Below are 19616 nucleotides of genomic sequence, written 5' to 3'. Positions count from 1 at the left end.
ATATGTCTAAATTAGTTGTAAATCAAGATAAAGTAGTAAATATAGATGAAATTATAAAAATTTGTCCATTTGGAGCCTTAGAAAATAATAATGGGAAATTAGATATTAATTCTAATTGCAAGATGTGTAAGCTATGTGTGAAAAAGGGTCCAAAAGGTGCAGTAGAATATATAGAAGAAGAAAAAATATTAATAGATAAAAGTAAATGGAAAGGTATAGTAGTATATGTTGATCATGTAGATGGAGATATACACCCTGTTACATTTGAACTTATAGGAAAAGCAAGAGAGCTAGCAAGTAAAGTAAAACAAGAGGTTTATTGTATATTTATAGGTCATAATATAAGTGAAAAAGCAAAAGAATTATTACATTATGGAGTAGATAAGGTATACGTATATGACAATGAAAGTCTTAACAATTTTAGAATAGAACCATATACAGCAATGTTTGAAAATTTTATAGATGAAGTTAAGCCATCAGTAGTATTAGTTGGTGCAACTACAGTAGGAAGATCATTAGCACCAAGAGTAGCTGCGAGATATAGAACAGGACTAACAGCAGACTGTACAGTTTTAGATATAAAGGAAAATACAGATTTAGTACAAATAAGACCAGCTTTTGGTGGAAATATAATGGCTCAAATAATCACTCCAAATTCAAGACCTCAATTAGCAACAGTTAGATATAAGGTTATGTCTGCTCCAGAAAGAAGTAAAGAGACAACAGGAGAAATAGTAATTTGTGATGTTGATAGAGATAAATTATTTTCAAATATAGATGTAAAAAGTGTAGTAGCTAAAAAGAAAGAACATAGCATATCAGAAGCGGATGTTTTAGTTGTAGCTGGAAGAGCGATAAAGTCAGAGAAAGATATGATGATGATAAGAGAGTTAGCAGAGTTACTGGGAGGAGAAGTTGCAGTTACTAGACCTCTAATTGAAGCTGGATGGGAAGATGCCAGTAAGCAAGTTGGATTAAGTGGAAGAACTGTTAGAGCTAAACTTATAATAACATGTGGGGTATCTGGAGCAGTTCAATTTACAGCAGGAATGAATAATTCAGACTATATATTTGCTATAAATAATGATGATAAGGCACCTATATTTAAAGTTGCTCATTATGGAATAGTAGGAGATGTATATGAGATAGTTCCTAAGTTAATCCAAAAGATTAAGGAAAATGGAGGGGAAAAGTATGCAATATAATAAGGTTTTAGAAAAGAATATAGAAGATATAAAAAGCATTGTAAAAGATGATGATAGAATATTTTATGGAAAAAATATAAATGAAGATTACAGTCATGATGAATTAGGATTTGTTAGAAAGCTTCCAGAGTTAGTAATTAAGGTTTCTACAACAGAAGAAGTGTCTAGTATTATGAAGTATGCCTATGAAAATAATATACCTGTTACAGCAAGGGGATCAGGAACGGGCTTAGTTGGAGCATGTGTACCTCTTAAAGGAGGAATAATAATTGATTTAAGTGGAATGAACAATATATTAGAACTAGATGAAGAAAACTTAACTTTAACAGTAGAGCCAGGGGTTTTACTTATGGAAATATCAAAGTTTGTTCAAGATAATGATTTATTTTATCCACCAGATCCAGGTGAAAAAACAGCAACAATAGGTGGAAATATAAGTACTAATGCAGGCGGAATGAGAGCTGTTAAATATGGAGTAACAAGAGATTATGTAAGAGGACTAGAAGTTGTAACTCCTAAAGGTGAAATATTAAATCTTGGAGGAAAAGTGGTTAAAAATAGTTCAGGATATAGTATAAAAGATTTAATAATAGGCTCAGAAGGGACTTTGGGAATAATAACAAAGGCAACGTTAAAGTTACTACCATTACCTAAGAAGGCAATAAGTTTATTAGTTCCATTTAAAGAACTAGAAACTGCAATTGAAACTGTACCTAAAATAATTAAATCAAAAGCAGTTCCAACAGCTATTGAGTTTATGCAAGGTGAAGTAATACTTGCAGCAGAAGAGTATCTAGGTAAAAAGTTCCCAGATCATAGTTCAGATGCCTATTTATTATTAACTTTTGACGGTAATTCAAAGGAAGAAATAGAAAAGAATTATGAAAAAGTTGCAGATATATGCTTAAAAGAGGGTGCTATAGATGTATTCATATCAGATACAGAAGAAAGGCAAGAAGCAATCTGGTCTGCAAGAGGAGCCTTTTTAGAAGCTATAAAATCATCTACAACCGAGATGGACGAAGTAGATGTAGTAGTTCCAAGAAATAAAGTAGCTGGTTTTGTAAAATTTACTCATAAGCTTCAAAAAGAGTATGAAATAAGAATAAAAAGTTTTGGACATGCTGGAGATGGAAATTTACACATATATATTTTAAAAGATGATTTAAGTGAAGAAGAATGGCAAACAAAACTTAACAATGTAATGAAGAGAATGTATGATGAAGCTAAAGAATTATCAGGACAAGTTTCTGGAGAACATGGTATAGGATATGCTAAAAGGGAATATTTAAGTGATTCTTTAAGTGATGAGAATATTGAAATTATGAGAGGAATAAAAGCAGTTTTTGATCCTAAAAATATACTAAACCCAGGAAAAGTATGTTATTAAAATAAATAAAAATAGCTTAGTAATAAAAAATACTAAGCTATTTTTATTTGTCTTAAATATTTATTTATAATATAAGTATTTATTCATATTTTCTTCATCAAAATTGTTTAATATAAGTCTATAGAAAAATAATTTAAAGGGGTTGATATAAAAAAGTATTTGTAAATATAAATATTCAAAATAATATTAGGAGAGTGTTAATATGAATTGTCATAGAGGAAATAATGAAAGTAAATCTGATGTTAAGCATAATAATTTTAAATATTTACTGCATATGATACTTTGTTGTGGATTGCCTATAATTATTGTGTCTTTATTACCAATAATATCTAAGGTATTTCCTAAAATAAGTGGATTACTTGGATTAATAGCACCATTTATATGCCCACTAATGATGCTATCAATGGTAATAATGATGTCTAGAGGAAAGAAAAAGAACTGTTGTGGAAATGATAGTAGTAAAGAATTATTAGAAAATGGACCGAAATAATGTAAATTTAAATTCCCTAATGATATTTACTATCATTAGGGAATTTATAGTTAATTCATAAAAATAATTATACAATCAATCTATATATTAATACAGAAATATATAACTTTATAGAATTTTATGTTTTATCGTTAAATATAATATAAAGATAGCCAAGTAGTAGGAGGATGGAATGAAGGAGAGTGAAGGATTTTATACTTTTAATAATTACTTAAAAAATGATAGTAGACTAATTACAGCTTCAATGGAAGATTACATAGAGATGATATATAGATTATCAGAAGAAAAGGGGTTTACAAGAGTAGGTGATTTATCAAAAGCATTAAATGTAAAGCCAGCATCAATAACAAAGATGATAAAAAAACTAGACGATCTTAATCTAGCCAATTATGAAAGGTATGGATATATAAAACTAACTGAAAATGGAACTAGTTATGGTAAATATTTATTAAATAGACATAATACTGTTGAAAAGTTTTTACAGGTATTAGGAGTAAAAAAATACTTACTACATGAAACAGAGAAAATAGAGCATGTCTTAAGTAAAGAAACATTTGAAAGAATAATTAACTTTATAGATGTAATTGAAAAGCATCCAGAAATAAAGAGTACTTTAGATAATAATGTGATTTTAAAAAGTGATAATAGAATATAATAAAATTATCATCTCTTAATAATTTGTTTAAATACCAAATTTAATGGAATAATAATCAAAGAGGTGATATTTTTATGAAATCAGTTTGGAGTAGAAATTATAAAATAAAGGAAAGAGAAGCTTTAAAAAGTGATATAGAAGTCGAAGCTGTTGTTATAGGAGCAGGAATAACAGGATTATTAACTGCATATATGCTAAAAGAAAGAGGAATAAATGTTGTAGTTATAGAAAGAGGAAAAATATTAAGTGGGAATACCAAAAATACTACGGCTAAAATAACAATACAACACGATATAATATATAATAAGTTAATTAAGGAGTTCGGAGAAGAAAATGCAAAAAGATATGCTAAAGCAAATCAATTAGCAATAGAAACTTATAATGATATAATTGAAGCCAATAAAATAGATTGTGACTTCAAAAGAGAGGATGCATATATATATAGCTTAAATAATTCAAGAAAAATAGAAAGTGAATATAAAGCAGCTATTAAAATAGGAATAGATGCAGAATTAGTAGATGAAATTGAGTTACCATTTAAAATAGCTAAGGCTGTAAAATTTAAAAATCAAGCACAATTTAATCCAATTAAATTTTTAAATTATATAGCAAAGGATTTGACAATTTATGAAGATACAACAGCTATAGATATAAAAGAGGATACTGTAATAACTAAACATGGAAAGATTAAAGCTAAAAGTATAGTAGTTGCAACTCACTTTCCAATTATAAATGTTCCAGGATACTATTTTTTAAGAATGCATCAAGAAAGATCTTATGTAATTGCACTAGAAAATGCTCAAATAGTTAACGGAATGTATAAAGATGAAAATACAGCTGGATATTCATTTAGAAGATATAAGGATTTATTAATTTTGGGTGGATCAGATAAAAGAACAGGAAATAATGAATCAGGAGGTTGTTATAATAATCTTAGAGAATTTGCTAAAAAGGTTTATCCTACTGCTATAGAAAAATACAATTGGTCAGCACAAGATTGTATGACATCTGATGGAATACCATATATAGGAGTATATTCTAAAGAAATGCCAAATGTTTATGTAGCTACTGGCTTTAACAAATGGGGAATGACATCATCTATGGTTTCAGCAATAATAATAAGTGATATGATAACTGGCGAAGAAAATGATTTTTGTAAAATATTTTCGGAAAATAGATTTGATATTACAGCTTCAATAAAAAATTTAGTTAGAGATGGAGTAGAAACAGCATATAATTTTATAGCTCAAAAAATAAGCCTTCCAATGGAAACTATAGAGAATGTAAATAATGGAGAAGGAGAAACAATTATTTATAATGGGGAAAAGGTAGGAGTATATAAAGATAATGATGGAAAGATATATACAGTTTCTACAAAATGTCCACATTTGGGTTGTGAATTAAAGTGGAATGTTGATGATTCATCTTGGGATTGTCCTTGTCATGGATCAAGATTTGACTATAAGGGAAACTTATTAGATTCACCAGCTATTAAGGAACTAAAATATGAAAAATAGTAAATATAATAAAAAGGGATTTTTTGAAGGATGGTACTTTAAGCACCAATGTGATGATAGAAGTATAGCATTTATTCCTGGAGTAAATATAGATAGAAATGGTTTGAAGTATGCATTTATTCAAATAATAACTAATGAAAAAACATATAATATAAAGTATGATTTTAAAGACTTTTCAATAAGTAAGGATAAATTAACTATTAAGATAAAAGATAATTTATTTTCCAAAAATGGTTTAATATTAAATGTAGTAAGTAATGAAATAAAAGTAAAAGGCAAGTTAACTTATGAAAATCTTACTCCAATTAAAGGAGATATAATGGGACCATTTGCTTTATGTCCTTTTATGGAGTGTAATCATGGAATAATAAGTTTGCATCATATGGTTAGTGGAAAATTAAGTATAAATAATGAAGATGAAATTATAGAAAATGGAATTGGATATATAGAAAAAGATTGGGGCAGTTCGTTTCCTAAGTCATATTTATGGGTTCAAGGAAATGATTTTAAAAATGAAAAAGCAAGCATTATGGTTTCTATTGCCGATATTCCATTTTTAGGACTTGAATTTAAGGGCTGTATAGCATGTGTTTTGTATAAGGGCAAAGAATATAGATTAGCAACTTATAATGGAGTAAAAATAATTAATTATAATGAAGGAGGATTAATAATAAAAAGAGGAAAATATAAATTAGAAATAGAAATTAACGAGAATTATCCTCAAAAGTTATTGGCACCAGATGGTGGAGAAATGAAAAGAACTATTTATGAAAACATATCATGTACTTCAATATATAAGTTTTACATAAAAAATAAAATAATTTTTAATTTAGAAAGCAAAAATGCAAGCTTTGAATATGTACCAGTTAGCAATTAAAATTTTATAAGTATGATTAAAAAATTTTAATATATTTTAGTAGAATTTAGGTAACAGGTAACAGGTAACAGGCAATAGATAGCAGGTAACAGATAAAAAATAAGAAATTAAAAAAAGAAAAAACCAATATGGGTTTTTTCTTTTTCATTTCATAGTTTAAAAGAAACTTTACACTAATTACATTGATTTATGGAAAGTTCTGTTTATAACATCTAATTGTTGTTCTCTTGTTAACTTAATGAAGTTTACAGCGTATCCTGAAACTCTTATAGTTAATTGAGGATATAATTCTGGGTGCTCCATAGCATCTAATAGAGTTTCTCTATCAAATACATTTACATTTAAGTGATGAGCATTTTGACCAAAATATCCATCCATTAATGAACTTAAATTCTTAATTCTGTCTTCAGGGTTTTTACCTAAAGCATCTGGAATTATTGAGAAGGTATTTGATATACCATCTTGTGAATGTTCATATGGTAATTTAGCAACTGAGTTTAATGATGCTAATGAACCACTGTTATCTCTTCCATGCATTGGGTTAGCACCTGGAGCAAATGGTTCTCCAGCTTTTCTACCATCAGGAGTAGTACCAGTCTTTTTACCATAAACAACATTTGAAGTTATAGTTAATACTGATTGAGTGTGATAAGCATTTCTATAAGTCTTATTTTGTCTGATCTTATTCATCATATTTTCAACTAAATAAACTGCTATATCATCAACTCTATCATCATCATTTCCGTATTTAGGGAAATCGCCTTCAACTTCAAAATCTATAGCAACACCTTCTTCATTTCTTATAGGTTTTACTTTAGCATATTTAATAGCAGATAGTGAGTCAGCACAAACTGAAAGTCCAGCTATACCACAAGCCATTGTTCTAAATACATCTCTATCATGAAGTGCCATTTGTAATTTTTCATATGAATATTTATCATGCATATAGTGGATAACATTTAAAGTATTAACATAAAGGTTAGCTAACCAATCTGTCATTATTTCAAATTTCTCCATTACTTCATCATAATTTAAATATTCGCTAGTTATTGGAGCTAATTTTGGACCAACTTGCATTCCATATTTTTCATCTTTACCACCATTTATAGCATAAAGTAAAGTTTTTGCTAAGTTAACTCTAGCACCAAAGAATTGCATTTGTTTACCAACTCTCATTGCAGATACACAACAAGCAATTGCATAATCATCTCCCCAGTAAGGAGCCATTAAATCATCATTTTCATATTGAACTGAACTTGTATCAATAGAAACTTTTGAGCAGAAATCCTTAAAGCCTTGAGGTAATCTTGTTGACCAAAGTACAGTTAAGTTAGGTTCTGGTGATGGTCCTAAAGTATATAGTGTATTAAGAATTCTGAAAGAGTTCTTAGTAACTAATGTTCTTCCATCTAATCCCATACCGCCGATTGATTCAGTAACCCAAGTTGGATCTCCTGAGAATAAATCATTGTACTCTGGAGTTCTTAAGAATTTAACAAGTCTTAATTTCATAACAAAATGGTCAACTAATTCTTGAGCATCCTCTTCTGTTATTAAACCAGCTTTTAAGTCTCTTTCTATATATATATCTAAGAAAGTAGATGTTCTACCAAGAGACATTGCAGCACCATTTTGATCTTTTATAGCTCCTAAGAAACCAAAATATAACCATTGGATTGCTTCTCTTGAATTAGTAGCAGGTTTTGAAATATCTAATCCATAAGTTTGAGCTAAGCCTTTTAATTCTTTTAAAGCTACAATTTGATCAGAAAGTTCTTCTCTTAATCTAATTACATCTTCATCTATAACTCTAACTTCTAAGCTTTTCTTTTGAGCAATTTTATCTTCTATTAGTCTATCTACTCCATATAGAGCAACTCTTCTATAATCACCTATTATTCTTCCTCTACCATAAGCATCAGGAAGTCCAGTTATAACACCAGATTTTCTTGCTAATCTCATTTCATCAGTATAAGCATCAAATACACCTTGATTATGGCTTTTTCTATATTTAGTAAATATTTCTGAAATTCTTGGACTTACTTCATAGCCATATGATTTAGCAGCATTTTCAGCCATTCTTACACCACCAAAAGGCATAACAGCTCTTTTTAGTGGAGCATCAGTTTGAACACCAACTATTTTTTCAAAAGCCTTATCAATATAACCGGCTTTGTATTCGTTAATTCCAGAGATAGTTTCAGTATCAATATCTAAAACACCATTTTCTCTTTCTTTTACAAATAATTCACTTACTTCATTCCATAGAGTTTTGGTAGCATCTGTTGCACCAACTAAAAAGCTGTCATTACCGTTGTATGGAGTGTAGTTTAATTGTATAAAGTTTCTAACATCAATAGATTTAGTCCATTGACCTTCTTTAAAATTAATCCATTCTTGATTCATATATTGCACCCCTTTTTCAAACAATTCAAAACATTCAGAATTTACTGGAAAAATATTATTAATAAAGAATGTTTCTCAAATAGATTTTATCATTAAAGTCAACTAGTTTCAACCGCTATAATTATAATTTTGATAATATAATTATAAAATTGATAAATTGATAAATAAGTGATTATAATCACAAAATATAAAAAAGTTTATATTTTTTAGTTTGTTGAAGGTATTTGACTTAAAAAATGAATGAAAGTGAATTTTTTTGAACGAAAATGCTTGAAAACATTTACTAAAAGGTGTATTATAAATTTGGAGGTGATATTTAGTGCTAACAGAAGAAAGACATAAAATTATATTAGAACAATTAAGTACCAATTCCGCTGTATATGTGAGCGAACTTGTAGAAATGCTAAATACCTCAGAATCTACTATAAGAAGAGATTTGAATTATTTACATAAAGAAGGAAAACTAAATAAGGTACATGGAGGGGCTACATTATTAGAGAAAGATTTTAATACACAAGATGATTTAGTATCAACAAGAGAAACATTAAATGTTATTGATAAATCTATAATTGCAAAATATTCAGCAAGTCTTATAAAAAAAGGTGATTTTGTATATATAGATTCAGGTACAACAACAAATTTAATAATTGATTTTCTAAAAGAAAAAGATGCTATATATGTTACTAATGGAATAAATCAAGCTAAAAAGCTGATAAGTAATGGATTTACAACTTATATACTTGGTGGGGAAATAAAGATATCAACAGAGGCAGTAGTTGGAGTTGAAGCCATAAATAACTTAAAAAGATATAATTTTACTAAAGGCTTTTTTGGAACAAATGGAATATCAGAATATAGAGGATATACAACACCAGATATAAAAGAAGCATTAGTCAAAGAAGAAGCAATAAAAAGGACAAGAAATCCATATATATTAGCAGACCAAACAAAGTTTAATTCAATTAGCTCAATAACTTTTGGAGAAATAGATGAAGCAGTTATAATAACAACATTATTAGAAGATAGTAGTTATTATAAAAAGGCAGAAATAGTGGAGGTTTTAAAACTATGATTTATACTATAACTTTTAATCCGGCGTTAGATTATGTTGTGAGAGTTCATGATTTTAAGTTAGGAGAGGTAAATAGAACATCTTACGAAGAGGTTTATCCAGGAGGAAAAGGAATAAATGTTTCTATAGTATTAAAAAACTTAGATGAAAAAAATATAGCACTTGGGTATATAGCAGGTTTTACAGGAGATGAAATAGAGAGGAAGGTAAAATCTTTTGGATGCAGTACAGATTTTATAAAGCTTAGTAATGGAATGTCTAGAATAAATGTTAAACTTAAATCCAAGGAAGAATCAGAAATAAATGGTCAAGGGCCTAATATATCTGATAATGATTTAGAACAATTATATAAAAAGTTGGATTTACTACAAAAAGGCGATATTTTAGTTTTAGCAGGAAGCATTCCTAAAACTCTTCCTAAAAATATATATGAAATAATAATGGAGAAGTTATCTAAAAAAGAAATTAAATTCATTGTTGATGCGACGGGAGAACTTCTATTAAATGTATTAAAATATAGTCCATTCTTAATAAAACCTAACCATCACGAGTTAGCAGAGTTATTTAATGTTACTATAAAAAATGAAGAAGACATAATAAAATATGCTAAAAAGCTTAAAGAAATGGGAGCAAGAAATGTTTTAATTTCTCGAGCTGCTGATGGAGCAATATTTATAAATGAAGACAATGAAGTAATAAAATCTAGAGCTCCTAAAGGAAGGGTTATAAATTCAGTAGGGGCAGGAGATTCTATGGTGGCAGGGTTCATAGCTGGATATTTAAAAAATGAAAGATTAGATGAAGCGTTTAAAATGGGAGTAGCAACTGGAAGTGCAAGTGCATTTTCAGAAGGATTAGCAACAAAAGAAAAAGTTTATGAATTATTAAATGAAATATTATAGATCGGGGGGTAATAAAATGAAAATAACAGATTTATTAAATAAAAAATCTATAGCAATAAATCCTAATAATGTTTCTTCAAAGGGAGAGGCTATTGATAAATTAGTTGATTTAATGAATTTATCAGGAAACTTAAATAATAAGGAAGAATATAAAAGGGAAGTTTTAAAAAGGGAAGAACTCAGCACAACTGGTATAGGAGACGGGATTGCTATACCACATGCTAAAACAAAAGCTGTTAAAGAAGCAGGTTTATCAGCAATAGTAGTATATGATGGAGTTGATTATGATTCCTTAGATGGTGAAAAAGCAAAGTTGTTTTTTATGATTGCAGCGCCGGATGGAGAAAATAATCTTCATTTAGAAGTCTTAGCAAGATTATCAACTATGTTAATGGATGAAAACTTTAGAAGTGCATTATTAAACGCTAAATCAGCAGAGCAATTTATAAAGTTAATAGATAATTTTGAAAGTAAAAAGTTAAACAAAGATAAAGAGGAAAGTAAAAATGGATATAAAGTTTTAGCTGTAACTGCGTGTCCTACAGGAATAGCTCACACTTATATGGCAGCAGAAAGTTTAGAAGAAAAAGCTAAGGAACTGGGGGTTTCAATTAAAGTAGAAACCAATGGTTCAGGTGGAGCTAAGAATGTGTTAACTTCAAAGGAAATAAAAGAAGCAGAATGTATAATAATTGCGGCTGATAAAAAAGTTGAAATGGCTAGATTTGATGGTAAAAAAGTTATCCAAACCAAGGTTTCAAATGGAATACACAAAGCAGAAGAATTAATAAATAAAGCTAAATCAGGAGATGCCCCAATTTATCATCACAATGGAGTAAAATCTTCAAATGAAGAAGTATCAGAAGAAAAAGAAAGTATAGGACATCAAATATATAAGCACCTTATGAATGGTGTATCTCATATGCTACCATTTGTTATAGGTGGAGGTATTTTAATAGCATTAGCATTCTTATTTGACGATTATAGTATAGATCCATCTAATTTTGGAAGCAATACTCCATTTGCAGCTTTCTTTAAAAATATAGGTGGAACAGCATTTGGATTTATGTTACCTATATTAGCAGGATATATAGCAATGAGTATAGGTGATAGACCGGCATTAGCAGTTGGTTTTGTAGGCGGAGCTATAGCTAATGCAGGAGGATCAGGTTTCTTAGGAGCACTGTTATCAGGATTTATAGCAGGTTATTTAGTGCTTTTCCTAAAGAAAATTTTTAAGGGATTACCAGATGCATTAGAAGGAATAAAACCTGTATTAATATATCCTTTACTTGGAATCTTATTGATAGGAGCAATAATTATATTTGTAGTAAATCCACCTGTATCAGCATTAAATAATGCTATGAATAACTTCTTAAATGGAATGGGAAGTGGTAGTAAGATTTTATTAGGCGCAGTTTTAGGTGGAATGATGGCTGTTGATATGGGAGGTCCAATTAATAAGGCAGCATATGTATTTGGAACAGCATCATTAGCTAATGGACAATTTGAATTTATGGCAGCAGTTATGATTGGTGGTATGGTACCACCACTAGCAATAGCTTTATGCACTACTTTCTTTAAGAAGAAATTTACAGCTAAAGAAAGACAATCAGCAGTAACGAATTATATAATGGGATTATCATTTATAACAGAAGGAGCAATACCTTTTGCAGCAGCTGATCCATTAAGAGTAATACCAGCTTGTGTAGTAGGTTCAGCAACAGCAGGAGCATTATCAATGGCATTTGGATGTTCACTAAGAGCACCTCATGGTGGAATTTTTGTTCTTCCAGTTATAGAGAATCCATTAGGATATTTTGCAGCGCTAGTTGTAGGTTCACTAGTAGGAATGATAGTATTATCTATATTAAAGAAAAATAAAAAATAATAATATAGAATGTAATTTTAGAATTTCTTATTTTGAGAGAATATTGAATTGAATTCATGAATATATTAATAAATAGTAATTTTAAAAAATACGTAAAAATTTAGAGGAATAAACTATTAAATAGGAATATTTATTCTTTAATTATTTGATAATAAACCATGTATGTAATATAATGGTAACGTATAGAAAAAATTATTATTTAGGAGAGTGGTAAAAATGAAAAGTTTAAAAGGAACTAAAACAGCAGAAAACTTAATGAAATCTTTTGCTGGAGAATCACAAGCAAGAACAAGATATACTTATTATTCAAGCGTAGCAAGAAAACAAGGATATGTACAAATTGCGAACATATTCATGGAAACTGCAGAACAAGAAAAAGAACATGCAAAAAGATTCTATAAATTTTTACTAAATGATTTCCAAGGAGAACAAATTGAAATCAATGCAGCATATCCAGTAGCATTTTCTCAAGAAACTGCAGAAAATTTAAAATCTGCAGCAGCAGGAGAGCATGAGGAATGGGCTCATGATTATCCAGAATTCGCAAGAATTGCAAGAGAAGAAGGCTTCCCAGAAGTAGCAATAGCTTATGAAAGAATAACTGAAGTAGAGAATATGCATGAAAGAAGATACAATAAGCTATTAAAGAATTTAGAAGAAGGCAAAGTATTTAAGAAAGATGAAACAGTTTTATGGAAATGTACTAACTGTGGATATATATTTGAAGGTGAAGAAGCACCAAAAGTATGTCCAGCATGCTTACATCCACAAGGATATTTTGAAGTAGCAGCAGAAAATTATTAATAAAAATAAAAGCTTAAGGATTTTTCCTTAAGCTTTTATTTTTATATATGAATATATGAAAAGAATTTATTGAACTTTTAAGTTTGAATTGAGTATTTTAATTGAAATAAATTATGTAGATTATTAAATAAAACATATATATAATTAAGATAGAGTTAATATTTTAAGATGGAAGGTTAATTTTATGACTAATTCCTTAAAGAAAAAATTTACGACAATATATATAACTTTAGTAGTTATTATAATAATAGTAGGTATTGTATCTACTATTAATATGTACAAAATAAAGACATCCACAGATATTTTTATAGGAAATAATTACAAAAGTATAAATACAATTAATAATATGACTAATTGTATTTATAATCAAGATAAGGCTATATTAATATACCTACAGGGAAATAAAGAAGAGGCATTAAATTTATTTCACGTAAATGATGATGAATTTTATAAGTGGTTCTATATTGAAAAGGGTAATATAACTGAACCTGGGGAAATAGAATTAATAGATACAGTTAACTTACAATATATAGAATTTAGTAAATCATTTTCAAGTCTACAAGATTATAATAATGGACAAAACCATGAAGAATTAGTAAAAATTTATGAAAAAACAATAACCAATGATGTTGTGCTAATTAATAAAAGTTTACAAGAGTTAAAGCAATTAAATGAAGATGCTATGTTTAAAAAGCAACAAATGCTTAAGGCTAATGGAAATTCATCAATATATTTCGTTATGTTTGTTTCTATAATTGGAGCAATAATTGGAGGATCTATAGCTATGTTTTTAACTAATAGATACTTTAATCCAATACATTTATTAATAAATGCTGTGAAGTCAGTAAAAGAAGGTAACTTAAATAAACAAGCTCCAGTAATATATCAAGATGAAGTTGGACTATTAGCAAAGGAATTTAATAATATGACTAATAGATTGCATGACTTTGAAAAGAATGCTGAAGATTATTTAATGGCAGAGAAGAATAAATCTTTGAGTATAATTAAAAGTATATCCGATCCGATAATATTATTAGACAATGAATATAAAGTTCAATTTATAAATGATGAAGGACAAAATTTCTTTGATATTAACGAAAAGAAATTTACCAATAGAGCTTTACTAGAAATTATAAATTTACCAGAGGTCTATGAATATATTAGATGTGAAACTAATTTAAAGTATGAGGATAAAGAAAAAATAATTGAAATAAAAAGAAATAATAAAAAGTATTTTTTTAATTTGACACTAACAATAATTAAAGGCCCAGAAGAAAAAGTTAATGGAGTAGTAGTATTATTTAAAAATATCACTAGTCTAAAAGAATTAGAAATTGTTAAAGCAAACTTTATAGGCACTATATCTCATGAGCTAAAGACCCCATTAACATCTATAATGATGGGAATTGGATTAATAAATAATAGTAGTATAGGAGTACTAAATGAAAAACAACAAAATATAGTAGAAACTATTAAAGAAGATACACAAAAATTGAATGAATTAGTATCTAACCTTTTAAAGATATCTCAAATACACTCAAATTCAACTACATTTAATATGAAAATAAGCAATGTAAATGAATTAATAGAGAGCTGTGCAACAAATTTTAAGACTCAAGCAATAGATAAGGGTTTAGATATCATGTTAGATTTGGAAAAAGAATTACCAGAGGCTAAAATAGATGAAGAAAAAATAAAATGGGTATTAAATAACTTAGTATCTAATGCAATAAGATATACAGAAAAGGGGTCAGTTAAATTAAAGACGTATGTTAAGAATAAAAAGATATATATATGTGTAATAGATACTGGTAGAGGGATACCTAATAATTATTTAGAAAAAGTGTTTGAAAAATTTGTTAGAGTAGAAGGTTTTGAAATACCTGAAGAAAGCACAGGACTAGGACTTTCTATAGCCAAAGAAGTTGTAGAGATGCATGAAGGAAAGATATGGTGTGAAAGTGAATTAGGATTTGGAAGTAAATTTATATTTACTATTCCATTATCATGAAGCTAGTAGGAGATGAGTATATGAAAAGAGTTTTAGTTATTGATGATACTAAAAATATAAGAATATTATTAAGTACTTGTTTAGAATTAAGAGGTTATAAAGTAGTTACTGCAGATAATGGTATAGAGGCATTAAATATAATAAATAATAAAAGTGAAAAAATAGATTTAATATTTTTAGATATAAGAATGCCTGGAATAAGTGGCACTGAAGTATTAAAAGGAATTAAAGAAGTTAGAAGTACTTGCCCTGTTGTTATAATGACTGCTTTTGCAACAGTAAAAAATGCGATAGAATGTACAAAATTAGGAGCACTTATATATCTTCAAAAACCTTTTTCACCTGACAGAATAAATCTAGTATTAGATGAAATTGAAAGAAAAAATAATGATAATATAGAATTTAGAGTTGATGAAATACTAAAGATATCTAAGGAACTTCTAAATATAGATGATATAGAAAAAATATATGAAGCGTATGAATTATTAAAAAAAGCATTATCGATAAATCCATATAATAAAGAAATATATTTATTGATAAGTGAAGTTAATAAATTGACTGGAAATATAGAGGAAGAAAAAAGATTTAAAGATATATATAAATTGTTTAATTAATATTAATATAATAAATATAAGAAATTTTTAAATAGGGGGATACGAATATGTTTTTGAAAGAATTAAATAAAGAAGAAGGTATTGCTTTTATAAACCTAGTTTCAATTTTTGCAGATGTAGATAATGAGTTTGCGAAGGAAGAAAAAGTACTTTTAAAGGAATATAAAGAGGAATTAGAAATAGAAGATAAGGAAATTTATAATCTTAAATATGAGGACATAATAGAAGTAATAAGAAAGTCCAGTGATAGATCTAAGAGGATTATATATTTTGAATTAGTAGGATTATCTTTAGTTGATGGTGAGTATGAAGATAAAGAAGTAGATTTTTTAGAAAATTTAGCTAGTGAATTAAAAATTACTAGAGCCACAAAAATAGCAATTGCAAATTATTTTTATAACTTTACAGATGTTTATAATTTTACAACTGTAGATGCAGAAAATAATATTAAATTATTAAAAGAACAGGCTGAAAAAATTTTAGGGTAAAAAGGATAATGAAAATTATCCTTTTTATTTTTATACAAGTTATAAAAAGTTTATCATATGGATAACTATTTATAACTTTTTCCTCTAGCTTTTGAAAGGTTATATGTAAGTTTACGGTGACTTGGAGTGGAAGGACTGAATAAGAAAATTTTGGTTTAAAAATAAAAAGTATTAAAGAATTTTTAATGGATAAAATAAAAGTATAATTAATAGGAGGTGTTATTATGAAGGAAAAAAATGAAATGATTGGAGACCTTCCAAGAAATATAAATAAGGATGTTCCAACACCAAATAATGATGCACAATCAATAAGAGCAATAATTAAGAATTCTGGGGAAATAGTTGGATATGAACTTTCAAATGGGAAAAGGATAAATAAAGAAGAAGGGGTGCAAATGGCTAAAAATGGTCAAATAGCAGGAGTTGCAGTTGGAGTTTCTAGAAAAGGAGAGGAATATTTAAGAAGTCTTCCAGATGAAAATGAAAATAATAATTTAAGTTCATTACCAGTAATTAAGTAATAGTTTTTAAGAAAGCTAACTAATATTTTGATTACTTAGCTTTCTTAAAATATTTATTAACAAATTAATTAAAATAAGACTTTTTAGGAATAAAATAAGGTCATTTATAGTGGAAAAGTGTTAAAACTGTGGAAAGTTATCCACAAAATGTGGACAAGTTGAAAAAACTGTTGAAAACTTTTCTAAAGGGTATTGACACAATATATATGTAAAGAATATATGTTTGTAACAATATGATGATTATTGATGAATAAGATTAGTATATGTAGTAAGATGCAACAAGGAAAAAAGTATTTATATTTTTAAGAAATAGAGTTATCCACGGTTTGTACAAAATGTGGATAAAAACTGTGGATAATGTTACAATAATACTATAAATATAGATAAAATGGTGATATTTTATAAATTCACCTGTGGACAACTTGCTAGGATTTATTACCTGTGGATAAAATTAATGTAAAAAATTGTAGGAAATATAGGACAATGCTGAAATTAAGGAGAAATATATGAAATATAATAAAAATATATATGAAGGAATATTTAAAAAAAGACCCAATAGGTTTAATGCAAATGTTATATTGAATGGAGAAGAAATTGTTGTTCATGTACCTAATACAGGAAGATGTAGAGAAATACTTAAAGAAGGAACAAAGGTTTTTTTAAGAGAAGAATTAAATCCCACTAGAAAAACTAAATATGATTTAATAGCAGCTATGAAAGAAGATATATTGATCAATATAGATTCCCAAATACCAAATAAAGTAGTTAATGAGGCCTTAATAAATAAGAAAATTGATTCTTTAAGGAAATATGAAAAAATTGAAAGAGAAAAAACTTTTGGAAAGAGTAGATTTGATTTTAAGTTATCTACAGAAAAAGATAATAATATATATTATCTTGAAGTTAAGGGAGTAACTTTAGAAGAAAATGGTCATTGTAGATTTCCAGATGCACCAACTGAAAGAGGTGCAAGACACATATTAGAATTAATAGAAGCTAAAAAGCAAGGATTTGGAGCTGGAATTTTATTTTTGATACAGCTAGATAATGTAAAAACTTTTTCACCTAATGATTTGACAGATCCAGGATTCGGTGAAGCCTTAAGACTTGCAAAGAAAAGCAATGTTGATATAATGGCATATAATTGTATAGTTTATGAAGAGGGAATTGAAATAAATGATATTGTTGATATAATATTATAAATAACATAGAAGTTGTAATAAAGATTTATTTAGAGAATTAAGAGGTGTAATATGAAGTACAAGTTTTGTCCTTTATGTGGAAGAGAGTTAGAGGAAAAATATAGTTGGGATGAAGGGGGTGTGCCTTATTGCTTACATGATGATTTGATGTTTTTTGACACACCAAAACCATGTATAATGGTAGCTATAATTAAGGAAGATGAGATATTATTATTAAAACAAAGCTACATATACGAGAATTCTAAGGTATTACTATCTGGATATGTTGGAAATAATGAAACCGCAGAAGAAGCAGTTTATAGAGAGGTAAAAGAAGAAGCAGGAATTGAAATAAATAATATAACTTATCTTGGGTCTGATTATGTTAAAGATAAAGAAATTCTAATGATAACATTTGTTGCAGATTTTGTATCAGGACAAATAAAAAAATCTAATGAGGTTGAAGGAATGGGATGGAGCAAACTTTCAAATGCTCTAAATGAAATGAAGGAAGATATAATAGGAACAAAAGTTGTTGAAAAGGTATTAAACGTTAAATCAAGAAGATAAATTAAGTTATTACTCATAACTTTATATTAACAAATTGAAATAGAATACATATAATTTTAATATATCAATAAGTTTGGGGTAATAATGAGGAAGAAATTAAGAAGCTTAAAAGACAAGCTTTTAAACCGACAATTTAAAATTAATGAAGTTGAATATAATTGGGCAACTCCATTAACTTACAATTTAAAGCCTTCTATGATAGTATATCATCATACCGCAGATAATAATATGACTCCTCAGCAAATAGATCAAATTCACAAAGATAGAGGATGGGCTGGAATAGGATATCACTTTTATATAAGAAAAGATGGAACTATATACAGAGGTAGACCTGAAAATGCTGTAGGATCACATGCACCAGGTGTCAATAGCAAGGCTTTTGGAATTGCTTTAGAAGGGAACTTCAACAATGAGTATTTAACTCCACAACAAATGACTAGTGTTATCGAATTATCAAAATACCTAATGAATAAATATAATATCACTGATTTAAAAAGGCATAAAGATGTAAGAAATACAGAGTGCCCAGGAGCAAATTTTCCTTTTGAAGAAATAAAGAAACAGCTAAATGTAGTATAAGCTATATAAGAATAAAACTTAAAAGTTGATAATAAAAAGCAGTTGCGAATTATTTTAAATAAATCTACAACTGCTTTTTATTATCAAAATATTGAATATTAAGAGTGGCTTCTAAATATGTTTAAAGTTAGAATTCCATCATTAAATTTAATTTCTGCAGTATCTACCATCATTCCAACTAAAGAAAGCTCCTCATCTAGTTCACAGTCGCCACCTAAGCTCCAATAATACTCTTCTAATTCATGTTGGCGTTTAGTATTTAATAGTTTATTTAGATTGGATAATTCTGTGTCATTAATTTCTTGGGTTTTTCCCCAGATAATAAAATTAGTATATGATTCTTCAGTGTGTAAATTTACATTGATATCACTACAACCTAATTTATGAAGATATGTCATTAGTTCATTAACTATTCTTAAGTTTTTCTCAAAATTAAATTTCAT

General features: G+C 27.9%; 19 protein-coding genes. 17 read left to right on the top strand and 2 right to left on the bottom strand.

The window, feature by feature from the left end; translation table 11 throughout:
- Positions 1 to 2 precede the first annotated feature (2 nt).
- The 6 genes from ABDZ60_RS03465 (at position 3) to ABDZ60_RS03440 (ending at position 6134) form a co-directional block, all read left to right on the top strand.
- Positions 3 to 1205, top strand: coding sequence for an FAD-binding protein (locus ABDZ60_RS03465; protein WP_343776053.1), 1203 nt, complete (start codon positions 3 to 5; stop codon positions 1203 to 1205).
- Positions 1195 to 2595, top strand: coding sequence for an FAD-binding oxidoreductase (locus tag ABDZ60_RS03460; RefSeq protein WP_343776051.1), 1401 nt, complete (start codon positions 1195 to 1197; stop codon positions 2593 to 2595). The genes ABDZ60_RS03465 and ABDZ60_RS03460 overlap by 11 nt, the downstream gene beginning before the upstream one ends.
- A gap of 202 nt (positions 2596 to 2797) precedes the next feature.
- Positions 2798 to 3085: a hypothetical protein gene (locus ABDZ60_RS03455; RefSeq protein ID WP_343776049.1), complete on the top strand. Its 288-nt coding sequence runs from the start codon at positions 2798 to 2800 to the stop codon at positions 3083 to 3085.
- A gap of 172 nt (positions 3086 to 3257) precedes the next feature.
- Complete coding sequence (locus tag ABDZ60_RS03450; RefSeq protein ID WP_016208093.1) at positions 3258 to 3740, top strand: metal-dependent transcriptional regulator; 483 nt, start codon at positions 3258 to 3260, stop codon at positions 3738 to 3740.
- Positions 3741 to 3814: 74 nt separating this feature from the next.
- Positions 3815 to 5257 (top strand): FAD-dependent oxidoreductase, encoded by a 1443-nt coding sequence (locus ABDZ60_RS03445; protein WP_016208092.1) that lies wholly within the window; start codon positions 3815 to 3817, stop codon positions 5255 to 5257.
- The gene (locus ABDZ60_RS03440; RefSeq protein WP_343776045.1) at positions 5247 to 6134 is read left to right on the top strand and encodes a tocopherol cyclase family protein; all 888 of its coding nucleotides are present in this window, start codon (positions 5247 to 5249) and stop codon (positions 6132 to 6134) included. Before ABDZ60_RS03445 ends, ABDZ60_RS03440 begins: the two co-directional genes overlap by 11 nt.
- A gap of 177 nt (positions 6135 to 6311) precedes the next feature.
- On the opposite strand, the gene pflB is transcribed toward ABDZ60_RS03440, so the two are convergent.
- The gene (pflB, locus tag ABDZ60_RS03435) at positions 6312 to 8540 is read right to left on the bottom strand and encodes a formate C-acetyltransferase (protein WP_016208090.1); all 2229 of its coding nucleotides are present in this window, start codon (positions 8538 to 8540) and stop codon (positions 6312 to 6314) included.
- Positions 8541 to 8859: 319 nt separating this feature from the next.
- On the opposite strand from pflB, the gene ABDZ60_RS03430 reads away from it, so the two are divergent.
- The 11 genes from ABDZ60_RS03430 to ABDZ60_RS03380 all read left to right on the top strand — a co-directional run bounded on the left by ABDZ60_RS03430 (position 8860) and on the right by ABDZ60_RS03380 (position 19173).
- Positions 8860 to 9612: a DeoR/GlpR family DNA-binding transcription regulator gene (locus tag ABDZ60_RS03430; protein WP_016208089.1), complete on the top strand. Its 753-nt coding sequence runs from the start codon at positions 8860 to 8862 to the stop codon at positions 9610 to 9612.
- Positions 9609 to 10514, top strand: coding sequence for a 1-phosphofructokinase (gene pfkB, locus ABDZ60_RS03425; RefSeq protein WP_016208088.1), 906 nt, complete (start codon positions 9609 to 9611; stop codon positions 10512 to 10514). Before ABDZ60_RS03430 ends, pfkB begins: the two co-directional genes overlap by 4 nt.
- 16 nt (positions 10515 to 10530) lie before the next feature.
- Positions 10531 to 12405, top strand: coding sequence for a PTS fructose transporter subunit IIABC (locus ABDZ60_RS03420; RefSeq protein ID WP_343776040.1), 1875 nt, complete (start codon positions 10531 to 10533; stop codon positions 12403 to 12405).
- 216 nt (positions 12406 to 12621) lie between these two features.
- Positions 12622 to 13209, top strand: a complete 588-nt coding sequence (gene rbr, locus ABDZ60_RS03415) for a rubrerythrin (protein WP_016208086.1) — start codon at positions 12622 to 12624, stop codon at positions 13207 to 13209.
- A 184-nt stretch (positions 13210 to 13393) separates the two neighbouring features.
- A complete protein-coding gene (locus tag ABDZ60_RS03410; RefSeq protein ID WP_343776036.1) occupies positions 13394 to 15220 on the top strand; it encodes an ATP-binding protein in 1827 nt (608 codons plus the stop codon).
- A gap of 20 nt (positions 15221 to 15240) precedes the next feature.
- Positions 15241 to 15834 carry a response regulator gene (locus tag ABDZ60_RS03405; protein WP_343776033.1) on the top strand — a complete coding sequence of 198 codons (594 nt, stop codon included), beginning with the start codon at positions 15241 to 15243 and terminating at the stop codon, positions 15832 to 15834.
- Positions 15835 to 15881: 47 nt separating this feature from the next.
- Positions 15882 to 16322, top strand: a complete 441-nt coding sequence (locus ABDZ60_RS03400) for a hypothetical protein (protein ID WP_047000401.1) — start codon at positions 15882 to 15884, stop codon at positions 16320 to 16322.
- A gap of 224 nt (positions 16323 to 16546) precedes the next feature.
- Positions 16547 to 16843: a DUF3892 domain-containing protein gene (locus ABDZ60_RS03395; protein ID WP_047000402.1), complete on the top strand. Its 297-nt coding sequence runs from the start codon at positions 16547 to 16549 to the stop codon at positions 16841 to 16843.
- Between the two features lie 506 nt (positions 16844 to 17349).
- On the top strand, positions 17350 to 18045 hold the full coding sequence (sfsA, locus tag ABDZ60_RS03390) for a DNA/RNA nuclease SfsA (protein ID WP_343776025.1): 696 nt from the start codon (positions 17350 to 17352) through the stop codon (positions 18043 to 18045).
- Positions 18046 to 18096: 51 nt separating this feature from the next.
- Positions 18097 to 18594, top strand: coding sequence for an NAD(+) diphosphatase (locus ABDZ60_RS03385; protein ID WP_016208078.1), 498 nt, complete (start codon positions 18097 to 18099; stop codon positions 18592 to 18594).
- Between the two features lie 84 nt (positions 18595 to 18678).
- Positions 18679 to 19173, top strand: a complete 495-nt coding sequence (locus tag ABDZ60_RS03380) for a peptidoglycan recognition protein family protein (protein ID WP_343776022.1) — start codon at positions 18679 to 18681, stop codon at positions 19171 to 19173.
- Positions 19174 to 19271: 98 nt separating this feature from the next.
- Here ABDZ60_RS03380 and ABDZ60_RS03375 read toward each other — a convergent pair whose 3' ends face one another.
- A complete protein-coding gene (locus ABDZ60_RS03375) occupies positions 19272 to 19616 on the bottom strand; it encodes a hypothetical protein (RefSeq protein ID WP_343776019.1) in 345 nt (114 codons plus the stop codon).

This window comes from Clostridium sartagoforme, from assembly GCF_039521405.1.
Classification (GTDB): Bacteria; Bacillota; Clostridia; order Clostridiales; family Clostridiaceae; genus Clostridium; species Clostridium sartagoforme.
Note: the sequence above shows the minus strand (reverse complement) of the source record. Positions and strands in the feature narration are given on the sequence as shown.